The 17,212-nt window shown below is 56.1% G+C and carries 19 protein-coding genes, 1 tRNA gene and 1 pseudogene; 13 read left to right on the plus strand and 8 right to left on the minus strand.

Annotation, left to right across the window (positions count from 1 at the left end; genetic code table 11):
* The first annotated feature begins 6 nt into the window (after window positions 1-6).
* Both maiA and Q0O33_RS04165 read left to right on the plus strand, forming a co-directional pair.
* A complete protein-coding gene (gene maiA / locus Q0O33_RS04160) occupies window positions 7-651 on the plus strand; it encodes a maleylacetoacetate isomerase (protein ID WP_295496471.1) in 645 nt (214 codons plus the stop codon).
* A 228-nt stretch (window positions 652-879) separates the two neighbouring features.
* A pseudogene (locus tag Q0O33_RS04165) lies at window positions 880-1,128 on the plus strand (transposase); the annotation flags it as partial.
* 173 nt (window positions 1,129-1,301) lie between these two features.
* On the opposite strand, the gene Q0O33_RS04170 reads toward Q0O33_RS04165, so the two are convergent.
* Window positions 1,302-1,391: transfer RNA gene (locus tag Q0O33_RS04170), tRNA-Ser, on the minus strand.
* 79 nt (window positions 1,392-1,470) lie between these two features.
* On the opposite strand from Q0O33_RS04170, the gene Q0O33_RS04175 reads away from it, so the two are divergent.
* Entirely contained in the window at window positions 1,471-2,391 is a 921-nt protein-coding gene (locus Q0O33_RS04175) for a peptidylprolyl isomerase (protein ID WP_295496474.1), read from the plus strand.
* A 66-nt stretch (window positions 2,392-2,457) separates the two neighbouring features.
* On the opposite strand, the gene Q0O33_RS04180 is transcribed toward Q0O33_RS04175, so the two are convergent.
* From Q0O33_RS04180 to hemC, 3 genes are read right to left on the minus strand one after another with little or no spacing between them, the layout of a single operon-like run.
* Window positions 2,458-3,276 carry a hypothetical protein gene (locus tag Q0O33_RS04180; protein WP_295496477.1) on the minus strand — a complete coding sequence of 273 codons (819 nt, stop codon included), beginning with the start codon at window positions 3,274-3,276 and terminating at the stop codon, window positions 2,458-2,460.
* Window positions 3,273-3,998 carry a uroporphyrinogen-III synthase gene (locus tag Q0O33_RS04185; RefSeq protein ID WP_295496480.1) on the minus strand — a complete coding sequence of 242 codons (726 nt, stop codon included), beginning with the start codon at window positions 3,996-3,998 and terminating at the stop codon, window positions 3,273-3,275. The genes Q0O33_RS04180 and Q0O33_RS04185 overlap by 4 nt, the downstream gene beginning before the upstream one ends.
* Window positions 3,995-4,930, minus strand: a complete 936-nt coding sequence (hemC, locus tag Q0O33_RS04190) for a hydroxymethylbilane synthase (RefSeq protein ID WP_295496482.1) — start codon at window positions 4,928-4,930, stop codon at window positions 3,995-3,997. Before hemC ends, Q0O33_RS04185 begins: the two co-directional genes overlap by 4 nt.
* Before the next feature lie 42 nt (window positions 4,931-4,972).
* Between hemC and tsaD the strand changes: the two genes are divergently transcribed.
* From tsaD to Q0O33_RS04205, 3 genes are read left to right on the plus strand one after another with little or no spacing between them, the layout of a single operon-like run.
* Window positions 4,973-6,007, plus strand: a complete 1,035-nt coding sequence (gene tsaD / locus Q0O33_RS04195; protein ID WP_295496485.1) for a tRNA (adenosine(37)-N6)-threonylcarbamoyltransferase complex transferase subunit TsaD — start codon at window positions 4,973-4,975, stop codon at window positions 6,005-6,007.
* On the plus strand, window positions 6,004-6,999 hold the full coding sequence (locus Q0O33_RS04200; RefSeq protein ID WP_295496488.1) for an NAD(P)H-dependent glycerol-3-phosphate dehydrogenase: 996 nt from the start codon (window positions 6,004-6,006) through the stop codon (window positions 6,997-6,999). Before tsaD ends, Q0O33_RS04200 begins: the two co-directional genes overlap by 4 nt.
* A gap of 23 nt (window positions 7,000-7,022) precedes the next feature.
* Window positions 7,023-8,537, plus strand: a complete 1,515-nt coding sequence (locus tag Q0O33_RS04205; protein ID WP_295496490.1) for an oligosaccharide flippase family protein — start codon at window positions 7,023-7,025, stop codon at window positions 8,535-8,537.
* On the opposite strand, the gene Q0O33_RS04210 is transcribed toward Q0O33_RS04205, so the two are convergent.
* A complete protein-coding gene (locus tag Q0O33_RS04210) occupies window positions 8,534-9,529 on the minus strand; it encodes an adenosine kinase (protein ID WP_295496493.1) in 996 nt (331 codons plus the stop codon). The genes Q0O33_RS04205 and Q0O33_RS04210 overlap by 4 nt on opposite strands.
* 73 nt (window positions 9,530-9,602) lie before the next feature.
* On the opposite strand from Q0O33_RS04210, the gene Q0O33_RS04215 reads away from it, so the two are divergent.
* Together Q0O33_RS04215 and Q0O33_RS04220 are read left to right on the plus strand one after the other, a co-directional pair.
* Window positions 9,603-10,256 (plus strand): EI24 domain-containing protein, encoded by a 654-nt coding sequence (locus Q0O33_RS04215; RefSeq protein WP_295496495.1) that lies wholly within the window; start codon window positions 9,603-9,605, stop codon window positions 10,254-10,256.
* Between the two features lie 3 nt (window positions 10,257-10,259).
* Entirely contained in the window at window positions 10,260-10,658 is a 399-nt protein-coding gene (locus Q0O33_RS04220) for a hypothetical protein (RefSeq protein ID WP_295496497.1), read from the plus strand.
* Window positions 10,659-10,696: 38 nt separating this feature from the next.
* On the opposite strand, the gene queG is transcribed toward Q0O33_RS04220, so the two are convergent.
* Window positions 10,697-11,791, minus strand: a complete 1,095-nt coding sequence (queG, locus tag Q0O33_RS04225) for a tRNA epoxyqueuosine(34) reductase QueG (protein ID WP_295496500.1) — start codon at window positions 11,789-11,791, stop codon at window positions 10,697-10,699.
* A 318-nt stretch (window positions 11,792-12,109) separates the two neighbouring features.
* Here queG and Q0O33_RS04230 point away from each other — a divergent pair, with 318 nt between their 5' ends.
* Window positions 12,110-13,390: a cytochrome P450 gene (locus Q0O33_RS04230; RefSeq protein ID WP_295496503.1), complete on the plus strand. Its 1,281-nt coding sequence runs from the start codon at window positions 12,110-12,112 to the stop codon at window positions 13,388-13,390.
* A 60-nt stretch (window positions 13,391-13,450) separates the two neighbouring features.
* Entirely contained in the window at window positions 13,451-13,933 is a 483-nt protein-coding gene (gene msrB / locus Q0O33_RS04235; RefSeq protein ID WP_295496505.1) for a peptide-methionine (R)-S-oxide reductase MsrB, read from the plus strand.
* A gap of 27 nt (window positions 13,934-13,960) precedes the next feature.
* Here msrB and Q0O33_RS04240 read toward each other — a convergent pair whose 3' ends face one another.
* Window positions 13,961-14,599: an ankyrin repeat domain-containing protein gene (locus Q0O33_RS04240; RefSeq protein WP_295496507.1), complete on the minus strand. Its 639-nt coding sequence runs from the start codon at window positions 14,597-14,599 to the stop codon at window positions 13,961-13,963.
* Between the two features lie 71 nt (window positions 14,600-14,670).
* Between Q0O33_RS04240 and Q0O33_RS04245 the strand changes: the two genes are divergently transcribed.
* From Q0O33_RS04245 to Q0O33_RS04255, 3 genes are read left to right on the plus strand one after another with little or no spacing between them, the layout of a single operon-like run.
* The gene (locus Q0O33_RS04245; RefSeq protein WP_295496509.1) at window positions 14,671-15,291 is read left to right on the plus strand and encodes an SCO family protein; all 621 of its coding nucleotides are present in this window, start codon (window positions 14,671-14,673) and stop codon (window positions 15,289-15,291) included.
* Between the two features lies 1 nt (window position 15,292).
* On the plus strand, window positions 15,293-15,727 hold the full coding sequence (locus Q0O33_RS04250) for a YcgN family cysteine cluster protein (protein ID WP_295496511.1): 435 nt from the start codon (window positions 15,293-15,295) through the stop codon (window positions 15,725-15,727).
* Window positions 15,684-16,418 carry a SprT family zinc-dependent metalloprotease gene (locus Q0O33_RS04255; protein ID WP_295496514.1) on the plus strand — a complete coding sequence of 245 codons (735 nt, stop codon included), beginning with the start codon at window positions 15,684-15,686 and terminating at the stop codon, window positions 16,416-16,418. The genes Q0O33_RS04250 and Q0O33_RS04255 overlap by 44 nt, the downstream gene beginning before the upstream one ends.
* Window positions 16,419-16,475: 57 nt before the next feature.
* On the opposite strand, the gene Q0O33_RS04260 is transcribed toward Q0O33_RS04255, so the two are convergent.
* Window positions 16,476-17,171 carry a hypothetical protein gene (locus tag Q0O33_RS04260; RefSeq protein ID WP_295496517.1) on the minus strand — a complete coding sequence of 232 codons (696 nt, stop codon included), beginning with the start codon at window positions 17,169-17,171 and terminating at the stop codon, window positions 16,476-16,478.
* Window positions 17,172-17,212: the final 41 nt, after the last annotated feature.

The raw sequence follows: 17,212 nt of genomic DNA on the forward strand, positions 1-17,212 counted from the left end.
GTGACAGTGAAGAAGCTTTATGAATTTTTTAGGAGTTCGGCATCCTATCGATTGCGCATTGCACTCAATTTGAAAAATATTAGCTATGAACAGGTTTCAATTGATTTCGCCACTAAGGAGCAACTTTCGGACGATTTCACAAATATCAACCCATCAAAACTAGTCCCAGTGCTAGAAGAAGACGATGGATGGCGGCTTAGTCAATCGCTCGCAATCATTGAGTATCTGGACGAAACACACTTGAATTTTCCTTTGCTGCCGCGAGACGACCCTCGAGCCCGGGGCTATGTTCGTCAATGTGCCTTGATTATCGCTTGTGATATTCATCCACTCAACAACCTTCGGATATTGAAATACTTGACTGGTGATCTAGATGTAGATGAGGATGCCAAAACTGCATGGATTAGTCATTGGATTTCAGAAGGTTTCACGGCGCTCGAAACGCTAATAAACGAACAGCAACATGCTTTTCAATTTTGTTTTGGTGATACACCTACCTTAGCAGATTGTTGCTTGATTCCACAGGTTTTCAATGCGCGTCGGTTCAACGTTAATCTCTCCGCTTTTCCGCAGATTAATCGAATAAATAGCGCCTGCCTAGAACTTGACGAATTCAAAAGGGCGCACCCAGACATGGTGAGCCAGACGTAGGATGATTGAGGGCAAGCTTTAACTCCAAATCATAACTGGACTTGCACCCGTTTTTTCAAATTGTTTGAGGGTATTTCTATCGTTAATTCGCTATTGCAGAAAGTTTGGGATGAGAATGTTGTTCGTGATTTGGTAGTTGGAACTGTTCCCCGTCAGCACCAATGGCACAGATTTGATGTTGTGATTTTAGAAGTGTTTTGGTCTCATCATAGTGACGAAGGAACGAAGATGAGACCAAAACACTCTGGCCATTCAAAGACCTCTGCCGAACGTGTCATGAAGGACATTCGGCGCGCAACCCTGCGGCACTTTTCTGCCGAAGACAAGATCAGGATCGTGCTTGAGGGCTTGCGCGGTGATGACAGCATATCGGAGCTGTGCCGCAAGGAAGGCATCGCGCAGAGCCTGTATTACTTATGGTCCAAGGAGTTCATGGAAGCTGGTAAGCGGCGTCTGGCGGGTGATACTGCCCGTGCAGGGAACTGTGGGTCCCATCAACCAGATTAGGGGGGTGCCACCCCGGTGGGGTCTCGGTTAGCTAAGTTTTTGAAGGGGTGGGGGGGTGTTGAACCAAGCGCTGCACCTATCGGGTAACGGTTATGGTAACTTATGCATCGATCAGATAAAATTCCCAGAATAACTAGAAAAACTGGCGGAGACGGTGGGATTCGAACCCACGATAGAGTCACCCCTATACACACTTTCCAGGCGTGCGCCTTCGACCACTCGGCCACGTCTCCGCATTCCCCGTAGGGACGCACGCCCCTAGCCGCTCCTTTGCGCTTTCGCAAGGCACAGTGATTTGCCATAACGCTTCAGATGAAAAGATATCTGCCTTTCGTCGCCTACGCCGCTTTATGCGCAGCCTTCCCGCTTTTGGCGCAGGAAGCCGAAATCTATCCCGCGCCGTCGGAGATCGTCGCTGCGGCCAAGGCGGACGAATGGGTAGCCATTAAATCGTCTGATTTAATGATTATGGACCTCGCGCCTGATTCGACCGGCAAGCCGCGCCGCGTGGTCATCCAGTTGATGCCTGCACCCTTCAGCCAAGGCTGGGTCGGCAATATCCGCAAGCTGGCGGCGGCGCGGTGGTGGGACGGCACGAGCATTAACCGTGTGCAGGACAATTATGTCGCGCAATGGGGCGATGCGACTGAGAAGAAGGCTTTACCCGAAGGGTTGGCGATGGTGCCGGAGAGCGACTATGTCACCGTGTTGCAACCAGCATCAGTCAAGGAAGCGAATTGGGGTCGCCGCGACAGCTATGTTGACGCAGCGACAATCATCTACAAAGGTTGGCCGATTGGCCTCAATCAGGACAAAACTGCCGCACCGGTCCACTGCTACGCCATGGTCGGCGTTGGCCGGAATCTCTCGCCCGATACCGGCAGCGGCGCGGAACTCTATACCGTCATAGGTCACGCACCGCGACACCTTGATCGCAATATCGCGCTGGTTGGCCGCGTGATTGAAGGCATTGAACATATTTCGAGCCTGCCGCGCGGGACGGGTGCGCTTGGCTTTTACGAAAAAGAAGAGGACCGCGTACCCATCCTATCGGTGCGGCTCGGCAATGAGGTTCCGGACGCGCCGACCTTTGAATATCTGAATACCGATAGCGCAAGTTTTGCGGCTTATGCCGATGCCCGTGCCAACCGGCGCGACCCGTTTTTCAATGTGCCGGCGGGCGGCGCGGACATTTGCAATATTCCCGTGCCCATTCGTCGCCAGGCGAAATGAGGGCGTGGCTTATTCCGCCATCAACCCCGACATGGACCGCCGGCGCATAGGCCAGACGGACGCGCGTCAACGCAGTGCGGAAGCCCCGGCGGCAGGCGCTTGGGCAGGTGCCGGCATAGTTACTGGCAAAATCACAGGGCGGATCAAGGCTATTTGTTCCAAACGATCAAGCGCCCTGCGGGCATCAGCATAGCGTTTCGCGCGGACCAACCATGACTGCGCGGCAGGGGCACCCGGCATCGCGGCAACCTCCGACATAGCTGCGGACAGATTGCCCGCCTCAACAAGGGCTTGTGCGCGGACCAGGCGTTGTTCCGGGGTGCGTGTCGACCCATCATCCAGGCGCAGTACGAAAAGCTGAAATAGCTCCCCTTTTAAGGTTTCCCAGGCGCCATTATCGCGATGACCGGAGACCAATATGGGTGCTAGTAGGCTCAACTCTGTCTGCAGTTTGTCGATGGTGACGGGCGCTTGCGCTGCAGAAATAATATTCGCAACCGCCTGCGGCTGCGCTGCGCCAAAACGAAGCCGGAGCTGTTCGGCCAGATATCCCAAGGGTGCGCCGTTATCGAGCGTCCGGCGCACGGCAAATGTCAGCAACAGCCCTTCACCACGCACCGCGTCGCCCGATATCGCGGGGTCCGTTACATAAACCGGAACCACTTGCCCCTCGACCTGCGTCGTTGTGCCAGCCGAAGGCAAAGGCGCAGCGATATTTTCTGCTTTTGCCACGTCTTGAGCCGATGGTGCGAGAATACCAACGCTATCCGCCAACCACCATGTCGCCGCCACACCGCCGCTAAAGGCGACCAGAAGAAGAAGCATGAAATGCTTGAATTTCATCCTGCCAGCCGAAGCGGACTGTGCCGTTGGATAATCGCTCATATCAGTCCTTCAATAGGCGCGCCGCGTTCGTCTTGGCAATGCGTGGGTGTAAACTGTCCTTGGATGGCTTTCAACAATGCAGCATCATTAGGCGCGTCTGCTATGATCAACGCCCCCCAACTCTCCCCGGCCGCCTCGGCAATTCCGCTTGAAAATGTTGCGAGCGTCACGTTGGCGCGCGGTACGCCGATGGTAGCACACAGCTCTCCAAAATGCCGGGCAGCGCGCGTCGAATGCAGGATTACGACATCGCTTTCGGTTACCTGACGCACAAAGTCGGCTGGAGCGCTGACCGTAGCGCTTCGGTAGACGATTTCAATATCGATATGGACGCCATCGATACGCGGAATGGAGCTATGATCCTCGCCTGCCAGCCATAACAGGCGTTGGTGGCCGTCGGCGACTGCAATCCGCATCAGCGCCTCAACGCCCTCAGATCCGACTTTAGCGACGGGTATGGACAATATGTGCAGTGCGCTGGCAGTGGCACTGCCCACGGCATAAATTGGCTTGCCATGGTCTTGTGTCAGGTATCCGACTGCAGCGCGCGCAGCATTACCGCTGGTCAGCAATATCGCGTCATAACCATCAGCCGAGGCGCGCTGCACAGGCAGATGCTCAATGGCAAATAACGGCATGAGAATGGGCTCATGCCCGGCCGCGCGCAAGCGATGCGCAGTTGCATCAGCACCAGGTTGCGGACGGATAATCAAAAGTTTCACGAGGCGAAAATGCCGCGCAGATCAGCGCTCGCTTTACCCAGCAATTCTTGCGCAAGCTGCGCGGGGCCCTCGCCACCCATTGCATATAGACATTCGCCCGACTGCAATTCGCTGCCGTCGGCTGTGAAGATTTCGGCACGCAGCCTGATCTGCGTCCCTTCAACCCGCGCCAGTGCCGCAACTGGCGAATGGCAATTACCCCCGACAGCGGCGAGAAACGCACGTTCGGCATGAACGGCAGCAAATGTATCAGCGTCGTTGATAGCCTCTAAAAAAGGGAACAGGTCGTCACGGCTGGCCAATCGGTCGATGCCCACGGCGCCTTGGGACGCGGCTGGCAAAAACGCGTCGAGCGACAATTCAGCCCCCACATCGGCCATACCCAAACGGTCAAGCCCTGCAGCGGCAAGCAAAGTGGCATCTGCGTCGCCTGTATCAATATGCGCAAGCCGGGTCGCGACATTGCCGCGTAGGGGCACAATCTGCAAATCCGGCCGCGCCCGTTGCAGCTGCGCCGCGCGCCGGGGGCTCGACGTGCCGACACGTGCGCCTTGCTTCAAATCACCCAGCGACGCGGCCCCAATCAACCGATCATGGACGTCCGCGCGTGGCAACATCGCAGAAATGACAAAAATGTCGGGACGCCATGTTTCGACGTCTTTCATCGAATGGACGGCAATATCAATCTGGTCATCGATCAGCGCGCGTTCCAATTCCTTGGTCCAAAGCGCTTTCCCGCCAATATCCGCCAATGGCCGGTCCTGAATTTTGTCACCCGTCGCCAGCATCGGAACAAGCTTCACCGCGTCATCCGGCAGGTTATGCAACAGTTTCACAGCCGCCATGGCCATCTCGGCTTGGGCTAAAGCCAGCGGAGAACGGCGGGTTCCGATGCGTAAAGGACGCTCGGCTGTGAATATTGGACATGTCATGCGGCTTGTTCATAGCGGCGCGTCCACCTATGGGAAAGCACAATGGCAATCATCCTGGGTCTTGAATCAAGCTGCGACGAAACGGCAGCGGCAATCGTGCGGTCCGACCGGACAATCTTAAGCCATGCCTTGGCTGGACAAGAGGACCATCACCGCGCCTTTGGCGGCGTCGTTCCCGAAATTGCGGCGCGCGCACATGCAGAATTGATGACACCTTTGGTGGAAACCGCGTTGGCCGATGCAGGACTTACCTTAAACGACGTTGATGCGATTGCCGCGACGGCAGGGCCAGGGCTGATTGGCGGCGTGATGGTCGGGCTAGTCACGGCAAAGGCGCTTGCCATGGCATCGGGCAAGCCACTGATTGCCGTCAACCATCTTGAAGGCCACGCTTTGTCGCCGCGCCTCATCGATTCGGATCTAGAATTTCCCTATTTGCTGTTGCTTGTGTCGGGCGGGCATTGCCAGTTACTGCGCGTCAACGGCGTTGGCGATTACAACCGTCTGGCGACCACCATCGATGATGCAGTGGGCGAAGCGTTTGACAAGACCTCGAAAATCTTGGGCCTCGGCTTTCCCGGAGGGCCAGCGGTCGAACGCGCCGCCGCCATAGGCAACGCCCACAACGTGCCCTTGCCAAGGCCGTTAAAGGGCGCAGATGAACCGCATTTCTCCTTTGCTGGTCTCAAGAGCGCCGTCCTGCGCGCACATGAAACGGGCCAGTATAAGGTCGAGGACATCGCCGCGTCGTTCCAATTGGCGGTGATCGACTGCCTCTATGACCGCATAAGCTACACGCTGGATCGCATAGATGCGCCCGCCGCCTTGGTCGTAGCTGGCGGCGTTGCGGCCAATGTGCCGATCCGTGAGATGCTGGAAAAGCTCGCTGCGCAATGTGGAATGCGCTTTGTCGCCCCGCCCTTGTGGCTGTGCACCGACAATGGCGCCATGATTGCTTGGGCCGGCGCAGAGCGCTTTGGCATGGGCCTAACGGACGGGCTGGACTTTGTCGCCCGGCCCCGTTGGCCGCTTGACCCCCATGCCGCGCCCGCGCGCGGCGCAGGCGTTAAAGCATGAGCGCAGCCAGATATCCAGTCGGCATCATTGGTGGCGGCGCGTGGGGCACAGCGCTTGCGACAGTCATGGCGCAAATCCATGATGATGTCTTGCTATGGGCCCGCGAAGAAGATGTTGTGCGCAGCGTGAACGCCCAACATGAAAACACCCTCTTTTTGCCCGGAACAGCTTTATCGCTTAAAATTGAAGCGACCACAGACCTTGCGCGCATGGCTGCATGCGAAGCACTCATGATTGTTACCCCGGCGCAACATGTGCGCGCGATTTTATCCGCACTTCCGGACACACAGGCACCGCTGATCCTATGTGCCAAGGGGATTGAGGCCAACACGCAAATGCTGGTGTCCGACATCGCGGCGCAGGTGCGGCCGCATAATCCGCTCGCGGTACTTTCCGGCCCGACATTTGCACATGAGGTCGCGGCTGGAAAGCCAACCGCCGTGACGCTTGCGACCGCAAACCGAACGCTTGGTACGGAACTGATGCGCAGTATCGCTACCCCGTCTTTTCGTCCCTATTGGTCCGATGATGTCGTTGGCGCGGAAATTGGCGGCGCGGTTAAAAATGTGCTCGCAATTGCCTGTGGCGTTGTCGATGGCGCGGGCCTTGGCCTGAATGCGCGTGCCGCGTTAATCGCCCGCGGCTTTGCCGAAATGCAGCGTTATGGCCTCGCGCGCGGCGCGAAAATCGAAACGCTGGCTGGGCTATCGGGGCTCGGCGACCTGGTGCTGACGTGCAGTTCGGAAAACTCGCGAAACTTCTCCTTGGGCCGAGGTCTTGGGCAGGGAAACACGGCAGAAAATCTGCTCGCCGACCGCAAGACCATTGCCGAAGGTGCCTATACTGCACCAGTGCTTTTGAAGTCGGCCAGATCTCTGTCCATCGAAATGCCAATCGTTTCAGCTGTTTGCGCGCTACTCGCTGGCACGGCCACAGTGGAGGCCGTCGTGACCGACTTATTGGCCCGTCCACTCAAGTCCGAAAGCTGGTAAATGCGGCCTGAATCCGCTACTTGATGCACAAAGGACCGCATTTGACCACAGCCAGAACCGATGAAGAAGACATCCAAGCGCTCGCCAAAGGCGGCCGCACCAATGTCTTTGGATTCGTGCTGCGGCTGGCGGCGCGTATCCCGTTCCTTTTCATCGCAGGGCGGCTATATGGTCCCGAGGCGCTTGGCCGTTTTGCTTATGCGATTTTGATCGTTGAATTTGCAGCCCAGCTTGGATCGCTTGGCTTGCGCCGGGGTCTTGCGGAGCTCTTGTCTAAGGAAGATCAGCCACACGCCCATATCATCGCGGATTGCTTGCTTGCCGCGCTGGTCGCTTCGGCGCTAGGCGCTGCATTTCTGATCGCGTTGCCGCAATTCATGTTTCCCAATAGCGGTATCAACGGGCTGGATCGATTTTTGCCACTGGCGATTTTTGCGATTGTAGCGACCGACATTGCGTTGTCTGCACTCGCCTATAAATTTGACATAGTGTCTACCGTTCGGGCACGCGCCGTTGTTGAACCTTGGACGATCAGCATCGCTGCGGGTGCATTTTATTTCTATTCCGCTCGCGATGGTCTGATCCTGGCTTATGTAGCCTCTTTGGCCGCCGCACTTGTTGTCGCCCTTTGGCCTTTATGGCGTAGCTATGGCCTTCCGCGCGGCTGGCGGCCAAGCCCGATGCGTTCGTTTGGCATTGCCCGGCGCAGCCTGCCGCTTGCTGCTGCAGACGCAGCCGAATGGGGCAGCCGGCGGCTTGACCTTGCCATATTGGGCTTGTTCGCTTCGCCTGCGATTGTCGGAATTTATTATATCGCGCAACAAGTCGCGAGCTTGCCGCAGAAGTTGAAAACCAGTTTCGATCCAATTTTAGGGCCCGTCATTACCCGCAATTTGCAAACGAAAAACTATGCGGAAATCGCCAAGCAAGTGGGTCAAGTCGGCTTCTGGATCATTGCGGCGCAGGCGGGAATTGCATTGGCGCTTGGTATTCCCGGCGAAGCCGTAATGGGTCTGGTGGGCCCTGAATTTGCCGGCGGCGCTATAGCGCTTGCCTTTTTGCTCGCAGCAGAAGTTGCCGCCGCCACCGCTGTCGTGAGCGAATCCGCCTTAGTTTACGTGGCACGCCACCGAAATCTTTTGATCTCGCTGGGCATGCTTATCGTGCAGGCATTGGTGAGTGTTGGCCTCATCATACTGGTCGACGATTTGCCCATTCAGCCAGAACAACTCGGCCTGTATCAAGCGGCAGCGGTGGCGTGCGGCCTGATGATCTCACTGGGTATCGGGTCGCTTATCAAATCCCGGTTTCTGTCGCATTTGCTTGGGCGGAGAGTTATTGTCTGGCGCTGGACATTAGTTTTGGCCGTCGCGGCCGCAGCGCTGCTTGGGTTCCTGATCGTCAGCCTACCCGCCCGATTTGAATGGGTCGAACTTACAATCGGCATTCCCGCAATTCTAGGTCTTTATGGCTGGATCATCTGGAGCTGGGGCTTTGGTCCCGAAGACCGAGTCCTATTCCGCAAGAAACGCGATTAACCTAAACGCTTGGCAACCAAATCAGCGATGTCTGCTTCTGGCCGCGCGCCATAATGCGAGATAATCTCCGCGGCGCACACCGCGCCCATTGTCAGGCATTCCGCCATCGGGCGCCCTTGCGCAAGGCCGGCAAACACACCGGACGCAAACAGGTCGCCCGCGCCTGTGGTATCGACCAGCTGCGCCACGGGTTCAGCCTTCACTTCCGTACGCACGCCATTTTCGACGGCAATCGCGCCATTTTCGCCGCGTGTGCAGACGAGCAATGGAACCTTGGCCGCAATAGCCGCAACCGAGGCTTCGAAATCGTCGCTGTTATTCAGTGCGCAGATTTCAACTTCGTTGGAGAATAAAATATCAATCCGACCAGCGTCCATTTCGGCAAGGAAGTCGGGTCCGTGCCGCGAAATCACAAAAGCGTCTGATAAGGTCAATGCCACTTTGCGGCCAGCCGCGCGCGCGACATCAATGGCGGTCCGCATGGCGGCACGGGGTTCTTCCGGGTCCCACAAATAGCCTTCAAGATACAGGATCGCGGCGCTTTCGATCAGCGATTTGTCGATGACTGATGCAGGCAAATATTGGGATGCACCCAAAAAAGTGTTCATTGTGCGCTGCGCATCCGGCGTGACCAATATGTAGCAACGCGCGGTCGATGGCGCACCGTCACGCGCAGGAACGTCAAAATGAATGCCGCCTGCGCGAATGTCATGTGCGAAAACGTCACCAAGCTGATCGGTTGCAACTTGCCCGATAAACGCCGTCTTGTGCCCAAGTCGCGCAAGGCCCGCCAAGGTGTTCGCCGCCGAGCCGCCGCTGATTTCGCGCGCAGGCCCCATATGCGCATACAAGCCTTGCGCACGCTCCTCATCGATAAGCTGCATGCTGCCCTTTGTCAGGCCTTCGCTGGCGATAAAAGCATCGTTGGTATCAGCGATAATATCCACAATGGCATTGCCAATTGCGAGGACGTCGAAGCAGGTATCAGTCATATAGTTTCCTAGTCTAAGCCACGCGCGCCCTAGTTGGGTTGGACATTTCCGGCAAGCGCTTTAGAACGGCGGCATGATTCAGGCGCTGATGCTTTCCTTCCAAAGCCTGTCCGACAGGCGCGTCGCTGTTGTGATGGTCAAAGTGATCGTTTTGACCATAGTCACCCTTATTGTTTCGGGCATCGGCCTTTGGTTTGCCCTGCAAGCCTTATTCGGCTGGCTGAGCGTAAATGACACAGGTTTTTGGTCAGGCTTGCTATCCGCCGCGATTCTTGGCTTGTCGGGCATTTTGCTATTTCGCGCGGTTGCAGTCGCAATCACTTGGGTTTTTGCCGACGACATCATCGATGCTGTTGAGGATCGGTTTTATCCTCGCCACGCCGCGTTCGGCAAACGGCCAAGCCTCGGCGCAGGTGTCCATATGGCGGTAAAGTCTATAGCGCGTGTGGTCGGCTATAATCTGCTCGCGTTGTCTGTTTACATTCTATTGCTGTTTACTGGTGTCGGCACCGCGATTGCGTTCCTACTGATCAACGCCCTGCTTTTGGGCAGAGATATGGAGGACATGCTTATCGCGCGTCATGGCGCTAAGGGGGCGATGAACAAGCTGTCACGCGTCATGCTGGGGCTATTTGGCACTGCGGGCATGATGGTGCCGCTCGTCAACCTATTCGTGCCTGTTTTGGCGACGGCGATGGCCGTTCATTTGGTGCATTCGGAAAAATAGCGCGTGACCAAAAATATACTCCCGCTCACCGTCACCGCACTGTTGCTGGCAGGCTGCGTCTCGGCGCCTGAGGCGCGTGCGCCAGCGCGTCAGCCCGCACCCGTGGAGCGCACTGCGGCATCTTTTCCGTCGCGCCCTGCTCCCGCACCAATACGCGGACTTGACGGCGTGATTGGCAAGGACGCCAATGCCATAAAACGCTTGTTCGGCGAACCACGACTGGACGTAGTCGAAGTTTATGGTCGCAAGCTGCAGTTCGTCGGCAAGCCTTGCATCCTCGATGCGTTTCTCTATCCCGAACGCAAAGGCGGACGCGAAGTCGTCACTTATGTCGATGCACGCAGAAGTGACGGAGCAGCCGTAGACCGCGCCGCTTGCATTGAGGCCCTGCAACGCCGCTAAGTCATCAACAATTCTTTCGCCCCGCGCCCGGGCGGACCCTAAGTAGCGGCATCCCACTCGGCCCGGACCGATGGGTCTCTCTCTGCAGGCAAATATTCCATACGCCGCCGTGCCAATGCCTCAGGCGACAGCCGCCCCAACGCCCAAATCGCAGCACCACGAACCAAAGGTTCAGGATCAGCCAGCAACCCTTCAATCTGCGCAATAAGTCCCACATCAGTGCCATTGCCAGCCGCGATTAAGACATTGCGTATAAACCGATCCCGTCCAATCCGCTTAATCGGCGAGCCAGAAAAGAGCTTACGGAACGCGGCATCATCCAATGTCAATAAATCGGCAATTTGCGGCGCAACCAATTCTGCGCGTGGTAAAAACGCCTTATGCGCCGCCGCCGTTTCAGCAAATTTGTTCCACGGACAGACCGCCAGGCAGTCATCACAGCCATAGATATGATTGCCCATCAATGGCCGAAGCGCGGGATCAATCGGTCCCTTATGTTCGATGGTCAAATAAGAGATACAGCGACGAGCATCGAGCCGATAGGGCGCGGGAAAGGCGTTGGTCGGGCAAATGTCTTGGCACAAACGGCATGAGCCGCAATGGTCGTCTTCGGGCAATGCCGGACCAAGCTCGGCGGTGGTGTAGATCGCACCCAAAAACAACCAACTGCCATGTTCTCGGCTGACGATATTGCTATGCTTGCCCTGCCAACCGAGCCCGGCGGATTGCGCCAAGGCTTTTTCCATCACGGGCGCAGTATCTACGAAAACCTTGACGCCTGCGCCCGCTTCATGCGCCAGCCACCCCGCTAGCCGCTTGAGCGCCCCCTTCACGACATCATGATAATCGCGTCCTTGGGCATAGACTGAAATGCGTGCGCGCGTGTCTTGATCGGCAAGGACCATGGGGTCCTGCGGCGGGGCGTAGCTCATCCCCAACATGATGACGGATTTGACCTCAGGCCATAAAACATTCGGATTGGCGCGTTCATCGGTGCGGCTTTCCATCCAGAGCATATCGCCATGCAGGCCTTCGCGCAGCCATTGTCGAAGCCGCACGCCTGCCGATGGCGCGAGACGACCAGGCGCGATGCCAAAGGCGACAAAGCCTTCGCTTTTGGCCCGGTCTTGCAAAGCATCACTTAAATTTGACTCGTCTCTCTTCACCTGCCGACCTTATTCAAACCCTCCTACACTCGTAGGGACATCATAATCTATGCAATAGAGGCAAAGCGACTATTAAAGCAATTCGATGGCTTTCATGCGGCGGGGCGCTTGGGCCGCCACTTCCCATAGGCAGTATTTCTCATGTCTTGAGACCAAGTGGGTACGCAAGCTGTACTTCGAAGTTCGTGGTTAATGTCGGCCAACCACGGATTAAGTTGTGGTTCGAAACTGGATTGACATTTTTGTAAGTAGTGGCACTTTCCACGGCGAGAGGAGTCGAGAAAAATGGCCACTGCCCCGATATTTGAGAGCAATTCGCTGCCCTATGAAGTGAACCAGGCGCCGCACCGCTGGGATGTAACCAAAGCCGATATTTATCTTGAGGATCGTTGGCATCCCATTTTCAAGGAAATGCGGGAAAAGGCCCCGATTAACAAAATCGAAGGCTCAGATTTCGGCAGCTATTGGAATGTCACCACGCTGAAAGCAATCCAGCATGTTGAAGCATTGCCAGATCTTTATTCGTCCTCATTCGAACATGGCGGCATCACGCTGATCGACGACAACGCTCTCGCCGAACCCATTCCGGAAGACGAAAGAGTCGTCATGCCCATGTTCATCGCGATGGACCGGCCAAAGCATACCGAGGAACGCCGCGTCATAGCGCCGGCGTTTACGCCAGGCGAAATGGACCGCATGTCCGGCGACATCCGGCAGCGTACATCCGAGTTACTAGATTCGCTACCCGTTGGCCAAACATTTGACTGGGTTGATCTGGTCTCGATTGAACTCACGACCCAAATGCTTGCCTTGTTGTTCGATTTTCCTTGGGAAGACCGACGCAAGCTGACTGAATGGTCCGATTGGGCGGGCGACGTCGAACTGTTCCGCTCCGAAGAAACCCGCAAAGCGCGGCTCGCCAAAATGTTCGAAATGGGCGCCTATTTTCAGAATCTTTGGAACGAGCGCAAAAATAAAGGCGAGGCGCCTGACCTTATCAGCCGGATGATCCATTCGCCGATGAAGGACATGGCCCCGTTGGAATATATGGGTAACCTCATCTTGCTCATCGTTGGCGGTAATGACACGACCCGCAATTCCATGTCGGGCTATGTTTATGGCCTACACAGCTTCCAAGATGAACGGGAGAAGCTGGAAAAAAACCCAGCCTTCATCACTAACGCCGTCAGCGAGATTATCCGCTGGCAGACGCCGCTGGCGCATATGCGGCGGACCGCGACGCAGGACCATGAGCTATTTGGTGCCCCTATCAAGGCGGGCGACAAGATCGGCATGTGGTATCTGTCCGCCAATCGCGACGAGAGCGTGTTTGAAAATCCGGACAAGCTAATCGTTGACCGCGAAAATGCCCGGCGGCATTTGGCATTCGGCTATGGCATCCATCGCTGCGTCGGTGCGCGGCTTGCCGAGCTGCAAATCCGCATTCTGCTTGAAGAAATGGCAGCGCGCCGCCTGCGGCCCAACGTCGTTTCTGAACCAGAGCGCGTCGCCGGTTGTTTTGTCCATGGCTATCGTAAGATGGATGTGGAACTGTCGCGTTATTGATATGAAACTTTTTGGGCCATGGCAGCGTATGTGCTGTCAGGGCTTTCAAAGGAACATGTCATGCAACTGAACAAACGCCAATTTCTGTCCTTCTGCAGTGCAGGCGCGGCTGCATTCGTCTTGGGCTGTGGCCGGGACGCCACCGCCAAGACGCGCTTTGCCGTCACCTACAGCGATGCCGAGTGGAAGAAACGCCTATCGCCAGCGGCTTACCGCATATTGCGCCAAGAAGACACTGAGCGCCCCTATAGCAGCCGCCTTAACAGTGAAAAGCGTAAGGGCGTTTATGTCTGTGCTGGCTGCAATAAGCGGTTGTTTTCGTCGGTCACAAAGTTCGAAAGCGGCACTGGTTGGCCGAGCTTTTTCACGCCATTGGCAGGTGGGATTGGCACAAAAACCGACTATAAAATCGGTTTACCTCGGACAGAAGTGCACTGCGCGCAATGTGGCGGTCATCTTGGGCATGTCTTTGATGATGGGCCGAAGCCCACTGGCAAGCGCTATTGCATGAACGGCGCCGCCATGAAGTTCGTGCCCGGCTGATCCTGTCGGGCGGGATCGCGATGCCCGTTATTTGGGACCTTCAATGCCCGAAAAGTCCAGTTCAGCAGGCTTTTTTGCGGTGTCCGCTTTGCCATGATTTTCGATGATGGCGGCAATTTCCGACGCACGGCCGTCCTGCTTGGCATATTCGCGGGCAGAATATCCGGCGCGGCTGTCGGTTTTATCCGGGTTAGCACCTGCCTTTAACAAGGCCCGCACGGCATCTGTATTGCGGAGTTGGACGGCCAGAATAAGCGCCGTTTCACCTGCGCGATTGCTTTGGTCGACCTGCGCTTTTCTGCGGGTAAGCAGATCTATACCCTCCACATAGCCCAATTGCGTGGCGAGCATTAAAGGGGTTGTGCCTTTTTTGTCGGCCAAGTTCGGATTAGCACCCTTTTGCAGCAAATATCCGAGCCATGTCGCGTCACGGCGCTGAATCACGATATGCAAAGCGGTTTCACCAGACGTAATATCGCGGGTGTTGATGATGACCGAGCCTGGTTCTGCCAGAAACTTTTCGGCATCCTCACCTTTGCGATCTTTCACCGCTTTCAGGAAATTATAGCTGTCCGAAAACTGCGCGATCGCAGCAGGCGCAACAACACCGCTGGTTACTGGCAAGATGAGTCCAGCCGCTGCGGCCAGAAAAAATGTCTTTTTCAACAGAATCTGTCCCATTTTTATGTCCATTATCCTTGATAACTGCGCTTTAGCAGACCATGTCTGCCCTCGCTATGAACAAAACATCACTTTTTGCCTTATCCGCCCTTCTGCTCCTATCTGCATGCGATTCTGGCCCCGCGCAACTGCCGCTCAGCGAAGCGCCGCTGGCAGGAGCCACGATAGGTGGCGATTTTCTGCTGACGGATCAGGATGACCAAAAGCGCAGTTTTAAGGAATTCGACGGTAAATATCGCATCGTCTATTTCGGTTATACTTATTGCCCCGACATCTGCACGCCCGATATGCAGAACCTCATGGCCGGCCTGAAATCTTTTGAGAAAAAATACCCTGATCTGGCAACCAAGGTCCAGCCGATTTTCATCACCGTCGATCCCGCGCGTGATACGCCTGCGGTGCTAAAGCAATTTGTCAGCGCCTTTCATCCGCGCGCTATTGGTCTGACCGGCACGGATACCGAAATTGCCGAAGCCGCCAAAAAATTCGCGATATACTCCAGCCGGGTCGACGGCAGCGCACCGGAAAACTACCTGATGAGCCACAGTCAGACGCCCTATTTGATGGGGCCAAAGGGTAAACCATTGGCAATAATGCCAGCCGATATCCCCAATACCGACGCCAATGAAGGCGCGCCTGATCTGGTAGAGGCGGAACTGGCCAAATGGGTCCGTTGATGTGACCAATGTCCCTTTTTGGGAGGCGCCGATCGACAGCCTCGATCGCGCCCAATGGGAAGCCTTGTGCGACGGGTGCGGCAAATGTTGCCTCAACAAGGTCGAGGACGAAGATACCGGCCGCATCTACCCCACAAATGTCGCCTGCAAATTGCTTGACCTGCAAACCTGCCAATGTTCCGATTATCGCAGGCGAAGGGCCATTGTGCCGGAATGTCTCCGGCTCACGCCCAACAAAATCGATGATTATGTTTGGTTGCCGTCAACATGCGCTTATGTGCTCCGTGCGGCAGATAAGCCTCTACCAGAATGGCATTATTTGGTCAGCGGAGACCGCCAGACGATACATGATGCTGGCATGTCTGTGCAAAATAGGGCTATATCCGAACTGCATGCTGGACCGCTTGAAAACCATATTGTCGAAAAGCCTCTCTGACCCCATTGTGGTAATCGAAGGCGAGCGCTTACCTGTGCGCATCCACCGGAACATCCGCGCAAAGCGCATTTCCATGCGTGCCGATGCCATCAAACGCGAAATCCGGATTACGATGCCGCATTACACCCCCACCAATATCGCGCTCGATTTTGTCGACAAGAAACGGGAATGGATTGCCACCCGGCTGAATAGCGTGGCGGAGGCCGCCCCCATCGCCCCAGGCAGCGAAATTGCGGTCGAGGGCGAGGGCTATGTCATCGAATGGCGGGAGGAATGGCCGCGCAGCGTTCATTGTGGTGAGGGTAGATTGCGCCTTGGTGGTCCGGCAGCGTCGGTAGAAGCACGCATCCTGCGTTGGTTGAAAGCCGAAGCCCGCGCCACATTTACCAAGGAAATCGAGCATTATTGCGCCAAAGCAAATGCCCCCGTCCCGCGCCTGTCGCTTGGCGACCCGCGGAGCCGTTGGGGCAGTTGCTCAAGCCATGGCACTATTTCCCTGAGCTGGCGGCTAATCATGGCCCCCGTCTATGTCCGCCGCTCCGTCATCGCGCATGAGGTCGCGCACATCCGCCATATGAACCATAGCGTCGATTTTTATGCGTGGCTTGACACGCTATACGAAGGCAACCGACAGGCGGCGAATCAATGGCTCAAAATGCATGGGACTGGGTTGCAGCGCGTCGGCAGATAGGAAGAACGCGAAAGCAGCGCCAGCTACCCAGCGCCGCCTTTCCATCGGTTTATAAATTCAACCCTTAATACCGCTTCCCAACGCGCCATATTTCTTTTCAAAACCGGCAATGTCCCCTGCCGCAAGCAACTTGGCTTGGTCGATCCAATTGTCCCGTGTGATCCGACCGGCAAAGGCGCCCAGCTTCGTATCTATGTCCGCCACGTCGGCGGCGGTCCAGCTGGCGACCTGCGCAAAGCTGGTTATACCTAGGCCCTTGAGCAGATTGTTGACCTTGGGGCCCAAGCCCTTGATCAGCTCAAGATTTTCGGGGATTGATGGCGCTGGAGCTGGCTTTGCTGCCTTTGCCTTGGGTGCAGCTTGCGGTTTTGCTTTTTCGGCTTTGGCCTTGGGTGCCTTCTCTGCCTTTGCTGTTTCTACCTTTTCAGCTTTAGCTTTTGGCGCTTTTGGCGCTTTTGCCGCCTTTACCTTTTCAGGGACAGGCTTGGCCGCAGCTTTTGGCGTAGCGGTTTTGGGTGTGGCTGCCTTTTTCGTTGCAGCGGTCTTCGCCGGAGCTTTGGGTTTCTTCGACACTTGTGCCGTGGCTTTAGCAACAGGCGCGGCTGGCGGTGCAGAAACAGCCGCAGGCGGCGACATTATGTCTTTAGGCGCGCTGTCCGTTTTCTTCTTCGCGCCGCCCAGCGGCAGCAGCAACCACAATAAGATAGCAACGACAACAACCGCACCGATGATGACTGGCAAATAATTGGACATTGTATTTCTCCCCCGAAAGCCCAAAAAACAAGACGTTCAAT

Origin of the sequence: Sphingorhabdus sp. EL138, assembly GCF_945862485.1 — a bacterium.
In the GTDB taxonomy this organism is placed as follows: domain Bacteria; phylum Pseudomonadota; class Alphaproteobacteria; order Sphingomonadales; family Sphingomonadaceae; genus Sphingorhabdus_B.